Source organism: Thalassotalea sp. G2M2-11 (assembly GCF_017168195.1).
Classification (GTDB): Bacteria; Pseudomonadota; Gammaproteobacteria; order Enterobacterales; family Alteromonadaceae; genus Thalassotalea_E.
Window position 1 is genome coordinate 703,321 of record NZ_JADNYL010000002.1, and the last position, 17,775, is coordinate 721,095.

Here is a 17,775-nt window from a genome sequence, read left to right on the forward strand (position 1 = left end):
GTGTAGTCATATCTAAGCCAACATGGTAAGTCCGGCTAAGATGAACGACCTTCTCGTTGATTAGGCCTAATTTATGATCTTCAGGGCGAGGTTTACTGCTAATACTGCCTTGTTATCCATTTTTATCATAGATTCTTTTTTAATTATAAAATTTTCCTCTACGAATACCAAAGTAACCTAATACCTTAGCAACATTACTGATTTTCTTTGCGTGATTAAGAATTTTTTATTTACGTACAATGTTTTGTAGATGTTAGATACTCATAAACTCAACTCCAGATTTTTATTTAACCGTATCAAGAATCAAAGTCGAAATTTTTATATTTTTTAATTTGCTCCAATAAAAAAGCGAGCCTAAGCCCGCTTTTTTTTATAAGTTCAAACTAATTAATTATTAGTTGCTACCAATGATACCGATTGATAAACGGTCAGTATTTTCTTGGTTGATGAACTTAGCACCAGTAGTTACTTTAACATCATCAGCTGGAACGTTAGTTGTAATTTCTAACGCTACTTTGAAGCCAGCAGCTGTACGGTCATAACCGTCTGCTAATAAAGCTGCTTCAATTTCAGTTAACAAGTTACGAACACCTGGAGTTGCTTGAGATACTAAAGTACCGCCGTTTTGGTAAGACGTGTGCTCACCTTCAACCATGTAACGTAATGTGATGTCACCAGTTTGTGAACCATCGTTAGTGTGACGTAAGAATGGTTGTGTGTTTGGACCCATAGGCATATATGGTACTTCAACAACAGAACCATTCAATGTCCATTCACCAATATCAGCACCAGAAACAACTGTTGTTTCGCCCGCTGCAGCGCCTGTACCAGCACCATCAGTACCAGCATCAGTGTAGTCAACTGTTACAGTTGCAGTGTAATCAACAGTAGGAATTACTGCTGCTGCTGTAGCATCATCGACCGCGCCATCAGCATCAATTGTAAACGTTAATGTACCCGCTGCAGCACCTTTGATGGTAACAGTATCTGCTGTAATATCTGCTGCAGCAATTGCACCAGAAGAAACAGTAAATGTACCAGCTGCAACCTGAATACCTGCAGTATCAGCATCTGTATCTAAATGAGAAAATGAACCGCTTACAGCAACATCAAATGTAGCAGCAGTTGCATCAAAATCAGTTGCAGCAGCATCATCTACAAGAGTAATTGTAGCAACATCTACAACATCGCCAGATTCAAACTTAAGACGTTGAGTTTCTACATCGATAACTGCGTCAAAATCAGTGTCCGCTGAACGATCTACTGAGAATTGTTTTTGAGCCGTGATCATATCAGCAGACGACATTGTACCTGCATCAATAGTCACATCTGTTGATGTTGCTGCAGAATAAGTTACAGTAGTTTTAGCACTACTTAAAACAGATGCAGTGTCAAATTCTAAAGCTGAAACTGTAAGAACTGCACCAACAGTACTTACCAACCCTGCACCACCATTTTCTTTAACTTCAGTTACACGGTATGTAACAACATTATCTGATGCACTTAACAAACCAACAACAACATTAAGATTATTAGTAGCATTAACTGCAGTAACAGAAGTAGGTACTGTTGTAGCGTCTAATTCACCACCAGAAAAAGTTAAAGTAATAATATCACCAACTGCATATTCAGCACCTAAAGTAGCAACAACATCACCCGCAGTGATTGAAGTCATATTAGCAGCGCCTTCAATAGACACATTAAGAGCAGCAGCTTCAGTACCGGTTTCAATATCAACAGCTGCGAATGAAGCAACTGAAGCAGTCGTTAATGCTAAAGCGATTAAACTTTTTTTAAACATTTTAGTTTTCCTTTGTTTCATGAAACTTGAAGTATTATCAACAATAATATCCCAAGATTTTATTTTCGTTAAATTAACACTTAGGGTTATTAACACTTAGGCCGTCGCCTAAGCGACTTCTAACAATAAGCTAGTTTACGCAGCACTAAGCTGTTGTCAAGTTATTATTACCTGACATTTAAAGGCAAATCATTAGCTTGACCATTTTTTAAGCGAAATACATACCGTAATCCAACTTGGGTAAACGCTAACCTACATTTTTTTAAAATTCAACCTTAAATAACAATAAAAGAGTGATTAATCTCATTTTTTTTAATATTTATTAAAAATCTTCAACATTTAGTTGTTCTAGCGCTTTATTGAAGTCAGATTTTATTCTATCCCAGTCTGAAGTTGAATCAATCACCTTAGGTGTTACAAACACAACTAACTCCGTTTTATCACCACTTTCGGTATCAGCTCTAAAAAGCGCTCCCACTAAAGGTAAATCTCCAAAAAAAGGTACTTTAGTTTGTTTATTGCTTTTATTTTCACTAATTAAGCCCCCAAGCATCACAGTTTGTCCACTTTGTGCGATGACCTCGGTTTTAAGGTTACGTTCAAATACCGATGGACTACCAGCCACCGTAGAACCTGAATCTAGCTCATTACTAATCGACTGATCAATTTCCATAATCACTAAACCACGAGCATTAACCGTTGGTGTGACGTTAAGCTCAATACCTGTTTGTCGGTACTCAATCGTAGTGGTTTGTTTATCACCATCGCTAAGAGGATCAGTTGTGGTTGCGCCAATGACAGGAATATCAGTACCAACACTGATCGAGGCAGAGACACCATCCCTTACAACAATAGAAGGCCTAGATAGTACATTCACTAAACTATTGGTTTGCAGCATATTTAAGGCAATTTGCCCTTTAGCCCCCTGCAATAGATAAGATAAACCACCAAAGCCTTCGCCCATAAACGCACCATTAGTGGAAATACCATAGTTACCATTTGCAAAAGCAAACTCTACCCCTTGTTTAAACTCATCAGTCATTGATACTTCAGCGATCATCACTTCTAACAGTACCTGTTTAGGCAGCACATCCAAGCGTTTAATTAATGGTAATAATTGTTGATATGTTTCACCAGCAGAGTAAATCACAATAGCGTTGGCACGTTCGTCAACCACCATTTGCATTTCAGCTGAATTAACGGCTACTGCAGATGGCGAAGTGGCTTTATTAGTTTTATCTTCGCTAGTCAAGCTGGTAGAAACAGATGAAGAAGATGTTTGGGGCTGCCCCCCCCCAATTAATGCTCGCAAGCTATCACCAATATCAACCGCTCTAGCGAAACTAGGATGAAATATAAAATACTGTTTTTGATTGGTCGCTAACGGTTTATCGATTTCTTGCGCCCAAAAAATCGCGCGTTCTATTACCTGTAAGTTATTTGCAAACAGCACCAATTTACCTAGTTTTTCAATAGGCACGATCGCTAGTGCTTTTTCGGTACTCCCTTGAGAAGATACCGAAATCCCTTCTTGCTCAAGTAAGTTTTCTAACTTTTCCGCAAGCTCCTCGGTCGTTGTATAAACCCCTTGATAGATTCCAACCTGTCGATCTTTCATTGAAGGTGTATCCATTAAACGGATAAACTCTAGCGCTTTAATAATATCTTTTCGCTTCCCTCTAATTGTTAAGCTTTGCCTCTGAATGTCAGTTGTCGCTCGAACACCAATTAATTGTCTTATTGTGTTCCCCAATGAAACTTGTAATCCAAATTCAAATGGGATCATTTGAATAATATCTAACGAAGTATTGGGAACATCGTCATTAAACTTTCCATAGCCGTAAACAACGTCAGCGCTATTACCTTCACCTTCCTTCTTATGAACGTAGAAAATATCCGCATCAAATCGAATCACAAAACCACGCTGATTCAACAGTTGTTCCATTAATAGAAAAAGTTTCTTCTCTGAAACCGGTTCTTGAAGATTAAGTGTCACGGCTTTGTTAGATACTTTAACTTCTTCACCAATTACATAACTAACCTTTAACTTTTCTCCTAGAATAAGGTGTAAAAGATCTTCAAGTGACAATTGGTCTGCCGTTAGTAGAATGGTTTTAACATCACTAAAGTTATTGATAGGTTTTGCAGAGCCGTCGCTTAGAGTTTCTTCACTATTAAATGGGTTCACATACTTAACACTCTCATTAACTGCCCCTTCATTATTCTTACTATCGATAAGCTCGGCATTATCAACCTTTATCTTTGCTTGCTCTGACAAGTAAGATTTCTTGGGAGAAAATTTACTACTATTAGTAGATGTGCATCCAACAGAGAGCAATGCTATACACATACAAAGTTTAACGCTTAATCTTTTATTCATTTTATTACCTATTATTGCTCTATTTCTCTGCTTTGCTCTTATACATGGTAAGTTCCAGGCTAGACTGGCTATTTTGTCCTTGTAAAACCACCGTATTCACTTCACCAAACGTGAGTGTAAAACCATCAATAACATCGTTACTTTTTAAAGAGCGCGTAGTCAACTTTCCCGTGTTATTATCCTTCACTTGAATAACAGCGATATGACGAGGCTCTTTACTGCCAGCATTCTCCTTTAATATTGCCATCAATCTTAATGTACTCTTATTTGCCTTTATCCAACCTTTTTCAGCTGAACTGTCTTCTTTCTCTTTTTTAGAGGGTGTCTTTTCATTACTTTTATCAGACACAAACCAAAGCCCTTGGTAAATTTTTGTAATTTGGTTCACCTGTAAAATTTTTTCTTCAGGATTAATAATAACTTCAACAATATCTGATATGGGCTTGGCTTTAGATTGCTGATCAAACTTAACTAGCACCCTTTGATAAAAGTCATTTGCTAACAAGTAAATAAATATCGCACTCACAACGATAGTCACTGGCTCTTGTAATATCTTTTTTATTTTTTTCAATAATAACATATTACTCTTTTCCTGTTAGCTCACTAAAAACTGCACTATCAAGAAGATTATACGCCAATGTAACTCTTCCATTTATTCTCTTTATGATGCCTACATCACTACGCTGAAAAATTAATTTTAATGAGACTATATGAGCTGGTTTTTCTTCCAAACTAAGAGCTAAAAGATGCTCAATCACATCTTTAGCTTTCCCTTCAATACGATACTCTAAGTATATTGTATTGATTGACTTACCTTCTTCAAAGGGAGCATCTTTCCAGCCAATACTTTGCAGTTTTACACCTAAAGCGTCTAACATATTCTCGATATTTCGCTGAATATCTCTTTTAGTTTGAGCAACATTATCGTCTGAGTGATAACGTGAATATAGATTTTGCTCTAACACTTTAAATTTATTTAGCGAGGCTATAATGTCAGACTCGTTATTAATCAACGCTTGTGTTTTTATCAAAGCCTTTTGTTGCAGTTCAAGACGTGCTGATACTTCATCTTGCCACTCAAATATCGGTAAGATAAAAAACTTTATCGCAACAAGGACGACGATTAAAGTAAGTGCATTTTGGTGCTTCTTTAGGTCATCCAACATTAGTCATTCTCCATTGAAGCATTAAATTCTCTATTGGCTTTTAATTTAAAGCTAATGTTGAACTGTTCTCTTCCTCTTGATTTTCTGATTGGAGAATCAAAGGCAGCGGTCAATACATTTACATGCTTAACAATCAACTCCAACACGTCGGATGCTGATTCAGTAAACCCTCTTACGATAACGGTACTATTGTCCAATTCAATATTGCTAATACTAGATACCTTAATAACAGGCACAAGGACCTCCCAAATATCGTTAGCATTAGTGTTAGCAAGATAAATTTCAGAGACCGCCTGATAATTTTCTAATTTTTTCGCTAGCACAGCATCTTTACTTAAAATAACAGAAGCTTCCGACTTTAGAGAGTCAAGTTTCCATGCAACATAATTGTCTTTGACTATCAAATATGAGCTACTCAGCAAGAGGTAGCATAAGCCAATGAAAACAATTGGAATCATTACTTTTTTAAAGATTTGTGCGGTTCCAACTCGGCTTGTTCGCATCATAAACGGCGCTAACTTTAATTTATTAAGGTGCGATAATGCCTTAATTAAAGTATTCGGGAACTGCTCTGCCTTAATGGTAGAAAGCTTTGAAAAAGTATTTCCTACAGTAGAAGAGAATCGCTCAAAACTGTTAATTAAAAAATTATGCTCAGCTGAGATAATGACCGAATTAACTTTGGTCAAATATCGACTATGAGCTCGTTCGTCGCCATCAAAAAAATATTGTATCGCTTGATTTTTTTCAAGTGTTTCTGAAAGCAATACGGTTTCCGGTACTCTTAAAAATGATTCAGGTACTTGCTCATCATAACGCCACACATTCAGTTCAACTTTTTGGTCGGAAGAATTTTGCACTACAGCTAATTCTTTAGCGTCTAGATTATGTTTTAACAGTCTTCTAAGTTCGGACTTACCAACATTTGGAAATGAACGTGTTGTTTCATTACAGTATTGACTGGAAACGATCAATAAGTAAGGCGAAAAATCTTCTTGAGCAGGGACTAGACAATAATCATTCCCTTCCATTTTGAATCGATTCAACTGCCCATTGTAGTATCCAATCTTACTAATAACAGATTTAATAAGCTTATTTTGGTACTGAGATATAATACTAGAATAATTGCTTTTCATTTATTTAATGTCTTGTAAAACGTTAACTGGTGCAACGGGAGGCCTAGCGTAAGGAAGTAACGATACTACCTGCTTTCTAAGATAAATAACACTATTTACCGTCGTTTCTACTTCAAAAGCCAAACGAGACGATGCCGTAAATCTATAATTGTCCAATAGTTCGCTACCAATAAGCGTTTTTAAACTTGCTCCTGATAATTCACCTCTAGTTCTCAAACTTAAGGCCGCTTCTGCAATATTTTCACCCAAAACAGCCTTTAATATATCAGAAGTAGCAGCCATAAGGTTTATCTCTCCAACCGAGTACAAACTAAAGTTTTCAAAAAATATTTTTTTTTCTATTTCTGAAAGGTTGGTTATAAATACAATTTCGGACAAATCAGAAATAAATCCATTTCTTACTTGTTTACCAAATAAGAGTTTTTCATTTCCTCCCAAAGCATCATCATTTTTATCTTGCCAATCGAGTAACATTTGCCAAAGGAATTCTGCACGACTTTCGTCAACACCATTAACCAAAAATAGTTTTTTAAACACATCTTTATAAAAAACGTTTACATTAAACAACCCTGCTTGATCTTGAACTCTAATTACCGAACCTTCAGTAATTATCGGCGCATTATAAAAATTCAATTCCACTCTCGGTGACTCTTGTGAACCAGTAACTAGCACTGGCGATTGAGAAGAATGGTTTGTGAGTAAACTAAAAAGTATATTAGAGGTAACTGCATGGTTTTTGACAATTGCCAGAGCACGATCTTGAGCCAATCTTGCAACTTTCAACTGATCAGATGTTTTACTACTTAAATATAATACGAATATCGACAACACAGCGACGATTATCAATACTTGTATCATAGCGATTCCTGCACTCTTCTTCATCCGTTAATCCTGATAATAAGATGATAATAAACGTGAAGAGGTCTTATCAAGTTGAATAACGATCGAAGTTTGCTTTCCTTGTTTTGAAAGTTTTATTTCAATAGTCTCTGGTAATAGCTGATTTGTGATACCTGAAAAACGATTTCGCCACGAAGGAGATATATATTGTTCGGGCTCTTGATATTTTTGTTGATAACTATCCCACCCTAAGTACTGAAAACTAACACTATCCATGTTTTTAATTAATACCATCCCTTGTTCAAGTTCAACTTTTTGGTCAGCATAAATAATTGGTTGTGATAATTCAGAAGCATAGTACATCAAATCAAGCTTTCCGTTGGCATTTGTAATCGCTTCGACCCTGAACAACTCGGTTTTAGCTTCACCTACCAAACCAGAATGAGTCACAGATAATATACGATGTTCATTTCCAGTAAAAAAAAGCACAGCCTTCTTGTCAATTTTATTTTGATACACAACATAAGGAAAAATGCCAGAAAAAACTGAAATCATATAGTTAATTGCTCGACTATCATTTTCAGCTATATCAAATTTTTTGGTGACATCCTGCCAATTATCAGCAAGCAAGCTGTATGAAAATGATCCCACTAATAACAACAACGATAATATGGAAACTGAAATAAGTAGTTCAATCAAAGTAAAACCTTGGCAACTTCTACGAGTCATTCCAACTCACCTCGTTATAAGAGAATTGCTGCTGAGTCTTTCCTATAAATACTATTAAGCTTACTTGCCAATATTTATACTTCTTAGCTTTTTCGGTAAAGTTTCCCGTATCTATATCATAAACAGGTAAAGGTGACTTGTAGTCTATGAGGTTTGCCGACCAGCTATACTCAGCCCCCCAGTCAGCCCCTTTACCCGAAATGAACTTATTATCTTGATTGGCTTGGGAACGTATATCCAATTGAACATTAGTGAGGATATTAGGTACAATGTTTGCGATATTAACATGTTTTTCAGCTTTATCCGAAGCAATTAATGCACTACGATAAATTACCGAAATAATGGCTAATGAAGAAAAAAGAATCATCGCCGCTACCAATACTTCTATTAAAGTAAACCCTTTATGATTCTTCGCAACAACTGATTTATAATTCATCTTTTTAAACAACATTTATTTAAGATTCTGAGAAAATGTCACATCTAAAGATATCTTCTGCCCATTAAAAGTTCCTTGAATAACCTTTTGTTCTGTTTTTCCTTTATTATTAAATACAAGCTTTTGAGGTTGGAAAAACAATGACTCAAACCTAATCTCCTCTATAGTTTGTTGTTTTTTAGGGTTATATAAAGAAACTAGCCTACCATTAAATTCTATCCAAAGTACTTGTCCTGAATAGAATGATAGTGAGCTAACTTTTCGAAGCCAATTTTCAATTGAAAGCCTTTCTTGTTTCGCTTGGGTTTTATCAATAATATTTAGAGCGAAAGGACCAACCATAGTCATAAGTAACGCGACAATACTGAGAACAATCATTAACTCGATCAAAGTAAATCCAATATTCTTTACATAATGGCTTTTAACTAAGAATCTCGGCATCTATATCCCCAATTCGTTTATCGATACCATACTCATTAACATCACAACTACAACACCGCCGACAAAACCTCCCATAAATAAAATCATCAGTGGTTCGAGTAAAGTTGTCATACGCTCAGTCCAACTTTCAAACTCTTGACGAGAACGGTTCGCTATTTCATCAAAAACACGCTCTAAATTGCCTGACTCTTCACCTACTTCTAACAACGATATAAAGAAGTCGGGATATAAAGAAGTCTGTTTAAGTGCAGGCGTTAATGAAGTTCCCCCTTTTACTTTAGTTTTCGCTATTTCCATCTCTCTTCTTAATGCCGTGTTTTTAATATTACCCGCAGAAAGTGATATCGCCTTGTCAATTTGAACTCCGGCTTTAACCATCAATGCAAGACCACTGTTAAAACGTATTCTTTCAACCGTTGTTACGGCCGTTTTTATTAAAGGTAATTTCAAGCAAGTTCGTTGCCACCATAAAATAAACGATTGTTTTTTTGAGAAATAAACCAAAGAAAATACTAAAAGTGTGAACCCTAGCACTAACATTCCTTGATATTGAATCATCCATTGACTCGTCGATAACATTAATTGTGTATACCAAGGAAGTTTATCTACTTCTGTAAACATCGCTGACATTTTAGGAATTATAAAGTTGAAGATAAAAAATACGCTGAGGATACAAACACAAAATATAACAAACGGATATGCGAGTGAACTAATTATTTTACTTCGCAAGTCTCGTTTGAACTTCAAATCATCAGCTAGACCTGAGAATATTTCCGATAAATTGCCTGAGGCTTCTCCTAGTTCGATTAAGTTACAATATAAAGGGTCAAAAACGTCATCATATACTTTAAGGGCCTCAGATAATGATTTTCCTTTCTTTAAACTTGAGCTAATATCAGCAAGCAGCTTAGCAAGCGCAGGTTTAGCTTTAGTTTTACGTATTATATCGATACCTCTATCAATCCTGACACCAGACTCTAGTAATAAGCTAAGTTCAGAAGTGAGGAATTCCAAATCAGCTAAACTTACTTTCCTCGAAAAACTAAATAAATTTTTACTATCATCTACTAGAGGTTTTATCTCAAAAGGAAGTAAATTTTGTTTTTTTAACTCAACCAGAGCTTCAGATTCTTCTGAGGCTTCTATTTGACCATCAATCTTTGCACCTGAATTATCATATGCTTTATAAGAGAAGATTGTCATTTTTTATCCTGCGACTCTTATCACTTCTTCTACCGTAGTTAAGCCCATAATAGCCTTAAGCAAACCGTCTTCTAACAACGTTCTTCGCTTTAGAGCCGTATTATGTGCTCTTGCCTTAGAAATAAATTCTGAGTCCTTCGGGAATGCCTTAATTTTATCATCACATCTCAGGTACTCTGTAATTGCCATACGGCCCTTATAACCTGTATTAGCACAATGCTCACAGCCCTTGCCTTTAACCAAAACTATATCAGTTAGGTTAAACCTTTCAGCTATTACCGTTAAATTGTACTTATCTATTAACTGAGTAGCATCTGGATGCTCAACTTTACATTCAGAGCAAATTTGCCGCGCTAAACGTTGCGCAACGATTGATACAAGAGCGGCATTGAGCAAAAACTCTTCAACACCAAGATCTAAAAGGCGAGTATAAGCACTAGCAGCATCATTAGTATGAACTGTTGAAAAAACTAAGTGACCTGTAAGCGCTGATTGAAGAGCAATTTGGGCTGTTTCTTTATCGCGAATTTCACCCAACATAATAATGTCAGGATCTTGACGAACAACTGAGCGTAAGCCAGCAGCAAAGGTAAAACCAATGTCACTGTTTACCTGTACTTGGTTAATCCCTTCTAATTGATATTCAACCGGATCTTCCAAAGTTATAATTTTTACGTCATCGTTATTCAGCGCATTAAGAAATGTATAGAGGGTAGTTGTTTTTCCTGACCCAGTAGGACCTGTTAATAGTACTACCCCAGCTGTAGTTTTAATATCTTCCCTAATGAGCGTTTCAATATCTGCTGATAACCCTAGTACAGACATATCATAGCGCACATTATCTTTTCGTAGAAAACGCATAACTACTGACTCACCATCGTTTAGTGGTAATGCAGAAACCCGTATATCAAGTTCCTGATTTGCAATTTTCATTTGAATTTTACCATCTTGCGGGCGGCGCTTTTCTGCTATATCCATCCCAGATAAGATCTTGAGGCGAGTCACAATAGGAAGTTGCATCCTGGGAGCAAGAGTCTCGACTTCATGCAAGACGCCGTCAACACGAAAACGTGCTCGATAGCGCCCGTTAAAAGGTTCTAAATGCATGTCAGAAGCGCCTTGACGAAGTGCTCTTGTAATTAATGAATTGAGTAAATTAACCGTTGGTGCCTCAGTAGCTAACTCCCTTAAACGAGCTTCTTCGTCACCAAGTAATTGAGTATCTTCTTCTTCAGAATTAAATGTTTCAAATTTAGCAATCAACATCTGTAGTTCAGACTCTGACGCAATATAAACAATCGGCTTTCTATCTTGCCTTATTAACCATTCATTTATATTTAACTCTAATGGATATCGACATGCAAAACTCCAAGTACTTTGATCTTTCCTTAATGGAACCCATTGATTTTCAATCAAAAATTTAACGTCAGACTCTTCAAAATCTGTAGCTTGAATATGTTCCCAATCTGCGATATCAAGTAATGGTAAATTCAGGAAGCGACTATAAACATCGGGAAGTTGATCATCAGGTAAACTCCCCATATTAACTAAAATCTGTTCTAGGCGCCCACCATATTTTTGTTGGTAATTTTTCGCTTTACTCAAATCTTCAGCTAAGACTTGAAATTCTTCAACAAGTAATGTTTCCAATTGCATTATTTGTGCACTATATCAGCATTATTATCTATACCACCTGGTTGTCCGTCTGCTCCATATGACAAAATTGAATATGGATTTCCCTCTTCACCAGGAATAACATAAACATAAGGGTTCCCCCAAGGATCTAAAGGGATATCCTTGGGTAAATAAGGACCATCCCATCGAGGTTTTTCACTTTTACGCAACTCTTCAAGCTTTTCAGGGTAATTTCCCATGTCAAGTCTGTACGTATCCAAAGCTGTTTCAAATGCATTCATTTGAGCCGAGGCTACACCTCGTTCTGCATCAGACAACTGACCAAAAAACTTTGGTGCCACCAAAGAAGCTAATAATCCTAGTATGACAATAACAATTAACAACTCAATTAACGTAAAACCATTAACTTTTTTCATATTCAACTAAAAAGGATAAAAACAGGTAAACAGGAGTTTATCAGCACAGTGTATAGCTGTCGATAGTTATACTTAACCGATAAACTTTTGATACAAAAAAGTATTATTTTACAGCGCGAATAAATTTCCATGCATGCTGCAAAGCGTAAGAATAAACTAAAAATAATACGATAAAAGTAGATAACATCAACCACTCTGGAACAGCCAACACTTCGGCTATGATACCAATTAATGAACAGAATATTGCTAAACCACTAATAGCCCATAATGCCTGCCTAGAAGATAAACCTAATCGCATACAAATATGATGAAGGTGGCCGTTATCGGCCTTAAAAGGCGAAACACCTTTACGAATACGACGTAGCATAATGGCAAACATATCCATCAAAGGCACAGCAATTATCCATAAAGCGGTTACAGGTCTAAATACCGCTTCGCCATGAGCAGTATTTTGAGTAGAGAGCGCGAGTAACCATATAACAGTTAGCCCCATGAACATGCTACCCGCATCCCCCATAAAGATCTTTTTTCCTCTAGGGTTACGCGTACTTACGTTATAAAACAGATAAGGAATAATTGCCACAACCAAAATAAGTGGCAATAAAATATCTGCAGACTTATCATTTAATAACGTTAAAACTGCAATTGAAGCGATAGATACAATACTCATTGAACCCGCCAAGCCATCAATACCATCTATCATATTAAACGCGTTAATTGCTGCAACACAGGCTAACATGGTAAACAGCATGCCATAATTACCAATTTGTACATTGCCTGAAGAAAAGATATTACCAAAATCCTGAATATAAACTCCTGCACCAAAAACCATAAGGGTTGCAACAATCCCTTGGAATATCATCCGAGGAGCAACTTTTAAATCATAGATATCATCCATGGTGCCAATAAAAACTAACAAGGCCGATGAGATAAAATAGAGGTTAAGAATTTGGCTTTGTTCAACAAATAACGTAGAAGCTATTAGTACACCTGTATAGATTGAAATACCACCAATAAGCGGGATAGCACCATCATGCTTTTTACGCTCATTCGGTAGATCTACTAAACCAATTTGAGGCGCTAACGGTAACAAAACTTTAATAGTGAAGACGGAAACAAAGAAAGCGACAAATAAAGCACTTAAAGTAAAAAACATTAAAAAGCCTTGGTTTTATAGCTCTAACAATTAAATTACAAGCCGATTAAAAAATTGCGCTAATTATAGTCCTGTAATCATTGAGAATCTAGGCTATTACTAATAAAAATTACTTCTGATAACTAATTTTAACATTTTAAATTAACAATTAATTAACAAGTCTAATAATAAAAGTAGGCTATTCTTACCTATAGCCTACTTTCATATATTGTTAGTTGCTAGTTATGAGTTACAAATTTGAAATAGCAGCAAGCGCCACTGAGGCTTGATATACAATTTGGGTAGCAACTTGCCATAAAGTTAAATCTTCCATGTAGTAAGAATCAAGCGGCACCACGACAGTATCACCCGGTTCAAGTTGGCTTCCCTCACTAGCAAACCAATTACGGTTATTTGGGATTTCTACGCGACCGTTAGCTTTGATCACATATATACGACTATCATCAGCTTGTTTTTTCATTCCACCACTTAGCTCAACATAATCAAATGCATCTAAGTCCGGTTGATACAGGTGAGATGAAGTCACTTGTACTTGACCAACCACATTAATCGAATTCTGTTTCGCAGGAATGTAAAGCATATCACCATTTTCAAGTATCACATCCGATTGCTCATTCGCCATTATTAATGGGATATCTACGATTAACCTGCCGATAGGCTTAACACTGGTGAGATCAGCAAGTAATTGATTTGTCTGTTCGTAATCGAAGGTCATATTTCCTTCTCGATCAGACAAGTTTTTAGAAGCTATTTCCATACGTAAGCTTTCAGAAACTTTAACAAGGTTTTTTAACTCTAGTTGTTTAATTGCTTCGCGAGTGAATAATGATCCCTCTAAATATGCATAATCGGTAAAGCCACCAACACGTTTTATCAACTGTCCAAGCGTTTCACCTCTGCGAATAGTATACTTACCGGGAAACATAAATTCCCCCTTAAGTTCTACCGTGTGATTTTCCTGCCAAGCAGGAATGTGGTGAACATTTAGCCGATCTTTACTTTTTAGCAGCTTATTTTGATTATCATTGCCCGCTAAAGCACTGGCTAAATCTATCTTCAATGCTTGTTTTTGAGCTTGCCCTTGCACAATATCATTGCGTGTCATTTCCGCATTAACCAAATAGGCTGACTCTTGTAAACCTCCAGCGGCTTTTACTAAATCATCAATTCGACCATTTTTCACTAATGGATAAATACCAGGGTATTTTACGGCGCCATCAACTTCAACTAATTGTAATGGTTCACCAGAAGCAGCTTGACGTTTTAACTGTTCTATCACTGACGCCAATAACCTTTTTCTGGAAAAAAAGTTTAATTCACGAAGTTCTGGCTCAATTTTGGCGTCTCCAGTAAGCTCTTCTATCGATTTATAAGTTTGCTTGAGTGTTTCCTCTGCTTTATCAATTTCTTCGGTGAGATTAAACGCACTTTGCGAATTTTCTTCATCATAATATTGCCAAAACTGTTTATCTTTAAATTTTTTCTCAGCATTTTCTTTTTCAATCTCAAGTAATTCATCCTTGGTGAAAGCTAAGCTTTCTAAGCTATCAATATCTGTGGAAACTATTTCTTGATTTGAGAAAACTAAAATCTTATCGCGCGACTTCAGCTCAATATTATCAACTGAATTTTTATCACTAACAGCATCAAAAAAGTTAAACTGAAGTACTTCAATATTGCGGCCAATATCTTTTTCACGAACAATCAAGCTGTATGTTAAATCGGCATCATTCGATAAATACGCATGAATATTAGGAATAAGATCTGAAATACGCTGCCCTTGGTACCATTGATACTTCCCTGGCCTTTCAACTGCGCCAATAACCGTGACAGAATTTTCAACAATCTGTGATGTTTTCAATACATTGACATAATCTCCACCTTTAACTTGTCCTAATAAAGCCTTTGGATCAGTTAAGTCAATATTTCTAACCGTGCGTAAATTATCTTTATTAAAGCCTTCAACCACGGTTGAAGAAGGGTATGCTGATGGTAACAAACCACCTGCCATTTGGATCACGTCGCTAAATGTTTCATTTTCAACTAATTCGTAAATTGCAGGCCTCTTAACTTCTCCATCAACAGTGACCCTATCTCCTACGGGAGCGATAAATACAACATCTCCTGACTGAAGCATTAAATCACTCGATGAATCGCCTTTGATCAATAAGTCATACAAATCTAACTTGGTTACAAGTTTACCACCACGCTTGACTTGGATATTACGTAATGAGCCAACATCACTAATACCACCTGCAGCAATAATAGCGTGGGTCACACTAGACAGTGAATTTAAAACATATTGACCTGGTTTGTAAGCATCTCCCAGCACGAAGACTCGAATAGAACGTATAGACGCTAAGGTAACAATGACATCAACACCTAATATCTTGCTTTTTATTTCTGTTGCTAAAAAACGTTTAGTTTCAACAAACGTCATCCCTGTGACATTAAAAGCCCCCAGTTCAGGTAAGACAACATCACCTTCACGTGAAACCTCTATCTCAAATTCATTATTTTCTTTCCCAAATATTTGGATAGTTAACGTGTCGCCCGGTCCAACTAGATAATTTTCAGGAATCGCGATATCCATTGAAGGGGCAAAAGTAACCGGCTCATTTGCGAACACCTCATAACCGAATGGTTTAGGCTTACCATCATCCTCTTCTTCTTCAACTGTAAATTCTTCGTCAAATATAGGATTGCCTAACTCATCATACTGAGTGCCTCGGGGGAACAGTTGCGATAGTGCTTGTTGTTCTTCTTCAACACCTTTGGATTTTTTGCCTGCAAGCTGTGCCCGTAACACTTTATAGTCAATTCCCATACTTTGAGCTAACGATTTTTGTTGGGCAGGTGGCAACCGTTTAAATTGCTCAAGTTGCTGAGGCGTAATATTACTCGGTAACTGTGCAGCCTTTGCTTCATTTAATAATGTGCTAACAAAGGTTAAAAAAATAATAAGAATTAATCTATTCATCGAAAAAGCCAATACAATTGTTCGGTTGTTGTTATTAACTGAAGAGATCACTCTTCAATCTCTTCAAATTCGTCCATAAAAGCTTCTAAATCAGCTTCACTTTCATCTTGTTTAATGGGTGGATTACCATCATATACTTTGTAGCGTATATTCTGAAAATAGGCATTTTTAACAAATTCATAAGAATCTACAGAATCGTTTATCAGTTGCTCTTGATCTACCAACGCAGCCCTCTGCTCTAACGCTAATACGCCAACACGAAAAACATTAGGCCAAAAATCAATGACTGCTAACGGCCAGTAATAGCGATCAACAAAATCACCCACTTCTTCACGCACAGATGTTGGTCCCATTGCTGGCACGACTATATATGGTCCATCACCAACGCCATATGACCCTAGTACTTCACCAAATTCTTCCTGCTTCCTCATCCAACCGAAATCACTGGCAGGATCAAAGAAACCAAATAAACCTATGGTTGAGTTAAGCACAAAGCGACCTGTACTCTTAGCAGCATCAGCAAATTTTCCCTGCAAAAGGTTATTTATCACTGCTGATGGTTCATTCAAATTTAACGCCATATTATACAAACCAGCACGAAAATCTTCATTAACATGCTCCACATAGGCTTGAGATGTTGGTTTAAGTACGTATTTATCAGCATAATCCCATGTAAAGGTCCAAAAAGGTCGATTAATTGACTCTAGTGGATCTTTCGGATCGCTCACTTGAGCATGCTGTTGTTCTGGTGCAGACGCACAGCCAACTAATGTAAACAAACTTAATATCAGTAGTAGTTTTGACTTAACATGAGAAAACTTAGCCATAAGTTGAATGATTACCTTTGTCTTTAGGGCATTAGCAAATTGTGGCAAAGTTTATCATGCGTTATACCATGACGGTATACATTGGCACGTAAAAATTACAAAATGTGTTAGAAATTTGTAAATAATATTAAATGTCTGTCCCTGTAACCTTACTTTTTCTTATGCATGTTGATCAGAATTTCAGCCTCAGCCAAAGGCAAACCACACTCTGTTACGATCTCATCAACGTCAGCCCCTAATGCCACCATTTTTTGCGCACGAGTATAAAGTCTATCTTGCGGTTGTTGTTGCTGAAGCTGAGTGAATTGTTGCTCTAATGAGCTAAACTTCTCTTGTAAGACCTTGATCCTATGTTCAAGCTGTTGACTCACTTGTTGGTGTTCTAGCTGCCATTGCTTAAGTGCTTCTTGATGGGTATCCGCACCTTGTTGTTGCTGATGGTGGCTTTCTCTAAGTTCATTGATAACAAAATCTATGCTGGATAATTGTGTTTCTAGCGATTTTATTCGATGAGTAAATTGTTTCTTAACTAGCTGATATATCAAAATAACACTGAGTACAAAGACTCCAGCAATCACCAGCAACATCATGTTATCCATAGGATTGTTGTTTACTCTTAGGAAAGATCT

At 36.7% G+C, this 17,775-nt stretch carries 16 protein-coding genes; all 16 read right to left on the reverse strand.

What is annotated here, in order from left to right:
- Nucleotides 1–394: 394 nt before the first annotated feature.
- Entirely contained in the window at nt 395–1,897 is a 1,503-nt protein-coding gene (locus tag IV514_RS09025) for a hypothetical protein (protein WP_206484692.1), read from the reverse strand.
- Nucleotides 1,898–2,123: 226 nt separating this feature from the next.
- The gene (locus IV514_RS09030; protein WP_206484693.1) at nt 2,124–4,181 is read right to left on the reverse strand and encodes a secretin N-terminal domain-containing protein; all 2,058 of its coding nucleotides are present in this window, start codon (nt 4,179–4,181) and stop codon (nt 2,124–2,126) included.
- 19 nt (nt 4,182–4,200) lie between these two features.
- Nucleotides 4,201–4,761, reverse strand: coding sequence for a hypothetical protein (locus tag IV514_RS09035; RefSeq protein ID WP_206484694.1), 561 nt, complete (start codon nt 4,759–4,761; stop codon nt 4,201–4,203).
- 1 nt (nt 4,762) lies between these two features.
- Nucleotides 4,763–5,347, reverse strand: coding sequence for a hypothetical protein (locus IV514_RS09040; RefSeq protein ID WP_206484695.1), 585 nt, complete (start codon nt 5,345–5,347; stop codon nt 4,763–4,765).
- Nucleotides 5,347–6,378, reverse strand: a complete 1,032-nt coding sequence (locus IV514_RS09045; protein ID WP_206484696.1) for a hypothetical protein — start codon at nt 6,376–6,378, stop codon at nt 5,347–5,349. The genes IV514_RS09040 and IV514_RS09045 overlap by 1 nt, the downstream gene beginning before the upstream one ends.
- A 105-nt stretch (nt 6,379–6,483) precedes the next feature.
- Nucleotides 6,484–7,365: a general secretion pathway protein GspK gene (locus IV514_RS09050; RefSeq protein WP_206484697.1), complete on the reverse strand. Its 882-nt coding sequence runs from the start codon at nt 7,363–7,365 to the stop codon at nt 6,484–6,486.
- Between the two features lie 3 nt (nt 7,366–7,368).
- Entirely contained in the window at nt 7,369–8,052 is a 684-nt protein-coding gene (locus IV514_RS09055) for a prepilin-type N-terminal cleavage/methylation domain-containing protein (protein WP_206484698.1), read from the reverse strand.
- The gene (locus IV514_RS09060) at nt 8,042–8,503 is read right to left on the reverse strand and encodes a prepilin-type N-terminal cleavage/methylation domain-containing protein (RefSeq protein WP_346776910.1); all 462 of its coding nucleotides are present in this window, start codon (nt 8,501–8,503) and stop codon (nt 8,042–8,044) included. Before IV514_RS09060 ends, IV514_RS09055 begins: the two co-directional genes overlap by 11 nt.
- Nucleotides 8,504–8,929: a type II secretion system protein gene (locus IV514_RS09065; RefSeq protein WP_206484700.1), complete on the reverse strand. Its 426-nt coding sequence runs from the start codon at nt 8,927–8,929 to the stop codon at nt 8,504–8,506.
- On the reverse strand, nt 8,930–10,132 hold the full coding sequence (locus IV514_RS09070) for a type II secretion system F family protein (RefSeq protein WP_206484701.1): 1,203 nt from the start codon (nt 10,130–10,132) through the stop codon (nt 8,930–8,932).
- Nucleotides 10,133–10,135: 3 nt separating this feature from the next.
- Nucleotides 10,136–11,788, reverse strand: coding sequence for a GspE/PulE family protein (locus tag IV514_RS09075; protein ID WP_206484702.1), 1,653 nt, complete (start codon nt 11,786–11,788; stop codon nt 10,136–10,138).
- Nucleotides 11,788–12,183 (reverse strand): type II secretion system major pseudopilin GspG, encoded by a 396-nt coding sequence (gspG, locus tag IV514_RS09080; RefSeq protein ID WP_206484703.1) that lies wholly within the window; start codon nt 12,181–12,183, stop codon nt 11,788–11,790. Before gspG ends, IV514_RS09075 begins: the two co-directional genes overlap by 1 nt.
- 103 nt (nt 12,184–12,286) lie before the next feature.
- On the reverse strand, nt 12,287–13,339 hold the full coding sequence (gene wecA / locus IV514_RS09085) for a UDP-N-acetylglucosamine--undecaprenyl-phosphate N-acetylglucosaminephosphotransferase (RefSeq protein ID WP_206484704.1): 1,053 nt from the start codon (nt 13,337–13,339) through the stop codon (nt 12,287–12,289).
- A 229-nt stretch (nt 13,340–13,568) separates the two neighbouring features.
- The gene (locus IV514_RS09090; protein ID WP_206484705.1) at nt 13,569–16,319 is read right to left on the reverse strand and encodes an SLBB domain-containing protein; all 2,751 of its coding nucleotides are present in this window, start codon (nt 16,317–16,319) and stop codon (nt 13,569–13,571) included.
- Between the two features lie 47 nt (nt 16,320–16,366).
- Complete coding sequence (locus tag IV514_RS09095) at nt 16,367–17,146, reverse strand: VacJ family lipoprotein (RefSeq protein WP_206484706.1); 780 nt, start codon at nt 17,144–17,146, stop codon at nt 16,367–16,369.
- A gap of 149 nt (nt 17,147–17,295) precedes the next feature.
- Nucleotides 17,296–17,745 carry a DUF2802 domain-containing protein gene (locus IV514_RS09100; protein ID WP_277601497.1) on the reverse strand — a complete coding sequence of 150 codons (450 nt, stop codon included), beginning with the start codon at nt 17,743–17,745 and terminating at the stop codon, nt 17,296–17,298.
- Nucleotides 17,746–17,775 lie beyond the last annotated feature (30 nt).

Coding starts and splice junctions, on each gene's coding strand:
- IV514_RS09030 (WP_206484693.1), bottom strand. CDS start 4,181: ATGAATAAAAGATTAAGCGTTAAACTTTGTATGTGTATAGCATTGCTC.
- IV514_RS09035 (WP_206484694.1), bottom strand. CDS start 4,761: ATGTTATTATTGAAAAAAATAAAAAAGATATTACAAGAGCCAGTGACT.
- IV514_RS09040 (WP_206484695.1), bottom strand. CDS start 5,347: ATGTTGGATGACCTAAAGAAGCACCAAAATGCACTTACTTTAATCGTC.
- IV514_RS09045 (WP_206484696.1), bottom strand. CDS start 6,378: ATGGAAGGGAATGATTATTGTCTAGTCCCTGCTCAAGAAGATTTTTCG.
- IV514_RS09050 (WP_206484697.1), bottom strand. CDS start 7,365: ATGAAGAAGAGTGCAGGAATCGCTATGATACAAGTATTGATAATCGTC.
- IV514_RS09055 (WP_206484698.1), bottom strand. CDS start 8,052: ATGACTCGTAGAAGTTGCCAAGGTTTTACTTTGATTGAACTACTTATT.
- IV514_RS09060 (WP_346776910.1), bottom strand. CDS start 8,503: ATGTTGTTTAAAAAGATGAATTATAAATCAGTTGTTGCGAAGAATCAT.
- IV514_RS09065 (WP_206484700.1), bottom strand. CDS start 8,929: ATGCCGAGATTCTTAGTTAAAAGCCATTATGTAAAGAATATTGGATTT.
- IV514_RS09070 (WP_206484701.1), bottom strand. CDS start 10,132: ATGACAATCTTCTCTTATAAAGCATATGATAATTCAGGTGCAAAGATT.
- IV514_RS09075 (WP_206484702.1), bottom strand. CDS start 11,788: ATGCAATTGGAAACATTACTTGTTGAAGAATTTCAAGTCTTAGCTGAA.
- gspG (WP_206484703.1), bottom strand. CDS start 12,183: ATGAAAAAAGTTAATGGTTTTACGTTAATTGAGTTGTTAATTGTTATT.
- wecA (WP_206484704.1), bottom strand. CDS start 13,339: ATGTTTTTTACTTTAAGTGCTTTATTTGTCGCTTTCTTTGTTTCCGTC.
- IV514_RS09090 (WP_206484705.1), bottom strand. CDS start 16,319: ATGAATAGATTAATTCTTATTATTTTTTTAACCTTTGTTAGCACATTA.
- IV514_RS09095 (WP_206484706.1), bottom strand. CDS start 17,146: ATGGCTAAGTTTTCTCATGTTAAGTCAAAACTACTACTGATATTAAGT.
- IV514_RS09100 (WP_277601497.1), bottom strand. CDS start 17,745: ATGGATAACATGATGTTGCTGGTGATTGCTGGAGTCTTTGTACTCAGT.